General features: G+C 72.3%; 1 protein-coding gene. It reads right to left on the bottom strand.

Annotation, left to right across the window (positions count from 1 at the left end):
* Positions 1–125 precede the first annotated feature (125 nt).
* A partial coding sequence (locus I73_RS25715) for a sigma-54-dependent Fis family transcriptional regulator (protein ID WP_022979345.1) occupies positions 126–1,815 on the bottom strand: 1,690 nt, incomplete at its 5' end.

Below are 1,815 nucleotides of genomic sequence, written 5' to 3'. Positions count from 1 at the left end.
CGGGCGCCAGGGTGCCGCTGACGATGTCCTGGGGCAGCGCCAGGTAAGCCCGCTCCACCCGGGTGCGCGGGGGCTGGCTGTCGCTGCTCAGGCGTGGGCGGGAAAAGCGGTCGGCGGGCAGCATCTCAGGATTCCTCGGCCGGAGCGGGGGCTTCGCCGGACTGGCGGCGCTTGAGCCGGTAGGCCAGCTGGGGCCGGGTCATCTGCAGCAGCCGCGCCGCGCCGGAGAGGTTGCCCTGGCTGCGCTCGACCGCCAGGTTCAGCAGCTGGTCCTCCAGCGTGTCCAGTGAGACGCCACTGTCCAGGATGCGCTCGCACAGGGCGCGCTCGCTGTCCGTCAGGGCGGCGGCCAGGCGGCCCTGCGGGTCCAGCGCGGCGCTGTCGGTGTCGCGGAAGTTGGGGAACAGGTGCTCCACATCGATGGTGCCGCCGGGCAGGGCCAGGATCACGCCGCGCTCGACCAGGTTCTCCAGTTCGCGCACATTGCCCGGCCAGTCGTGGGTCTGCAGGGCCGCCATGGCGCGGTCGCTGAAGCCCAGCAGGCGCTTGTGGTGCTGGGCCGCGTAGCGTTGCAGCAGGTGCTGGGCCAGCGGGGCGATGTCGGCCGTGCGCTCGCGCAGGGCCGGAATGGCGATGGGGTAGACGTTGAGCCGGTAGAGCAGGTCGCGCCGGAAGCGGCCGGCGGCCACCGCGGCCTCCAGGTCGACATTGGTGGCGGCCACCAGGCGCACATTGACCTTGCGCGGCTGCTCGGCCCCCAGGCGCTCGACCTCGCCTTCCTGCAGCACCCGCAGCAGCTTGGCCTGGGCGGGCAAGGGCATGTCGCCCACCTCGTCCAGGAACAGGGTGCCGCCGTCCGCCCGCTCGAAACGGCCGGCCCGGGTGGCGTGGGCGCCGGTGTAGGCGCCTTTCTCGACGCCGAAGAGTTCGGCCTCGATCAGCTCGGCGGGCAGGGCGGCGCAGTTGACCGCCACAAAGGGGCCGCCGGCGCGGTCCGACAGGGTGTGCAGGGCGCGGGCGAAACGCTCCTTGCCCACGCCCGTCTCGCCGGTCAGCAGCACCGACACCTGGGTGGCCGCGGCGCGGCGCAGCAGGTCGTGGGCCCGCTGGAAGGCCGGGGAACTGCCCACCAGCATGCCGGCCTGCGCGTCGGGTGCGGTGGTGGTCAGGGCTTCGACCTGGCGGCTCAGGGCCTCGATCTTGTCCAGCAGCGAGTCGTCCTCGAAATAGGTGCGGTGCTGCTCGCCATCGGGCCAGTCCTCGATGGGGCGGCCCTCGATCAGGCAGTGGTCGGCGCCACAGGCCGCGCACTGCACTTCCTTGAACAGGATGAGTCGGCCCATGAAGGCGCTGGTGTAGCCGCTGGCATAGCCCAGCAGGGTCCAGCACACCGGCTCGCTGGCCGGCCCGAAGAGCTGGCGGTGGGCATGGGCCTCCCAGGAGTCGTCCCAGCGGTAGCGGCCGTGGTACTGGCCGGTGCGCATGTTCATCTCCAGGCTCAGTTGGCTGACCCGGGCCGCGCCTTCGAGCATGTGCAGCTGCGGGCCCACCTGGAACACCTCTTCAGGCGCCATGTCGGGTCGGCGTCGGCGCGCGAACTCGGCGTCGCGCAGTCCGCAGGCGTAGCCCATGCGGGTCAGCAGGCGGCGGGTGTGCTCCGGGCCCACGGAGCCCAGCAGGTCGCGCCGCAGGGCGCTCAGGGCCTGGGTGTCCATCAGCACCATGCGGTGCTCGCCCAGCCAGATGGCGCCGCTTTCGGGGGAGAAGCGCAGCAGGCGCTTGAGGTCGTCGTCGGTCGGGGGGCGGGATTTCGGC

This window comes from Ideonella sp. B508-1, from assembly GCF_000333615.1.
GTDB lineage: Bacteria > Pseudomonadota > Gammaproteobacteria > Burkholderiales > Burkholderiaceae_C > Ideonella.
Note: the sequence above shows the minus strand (reverse complement) of the source record. Positions and strands in the feature narration are given on the sequence as shown.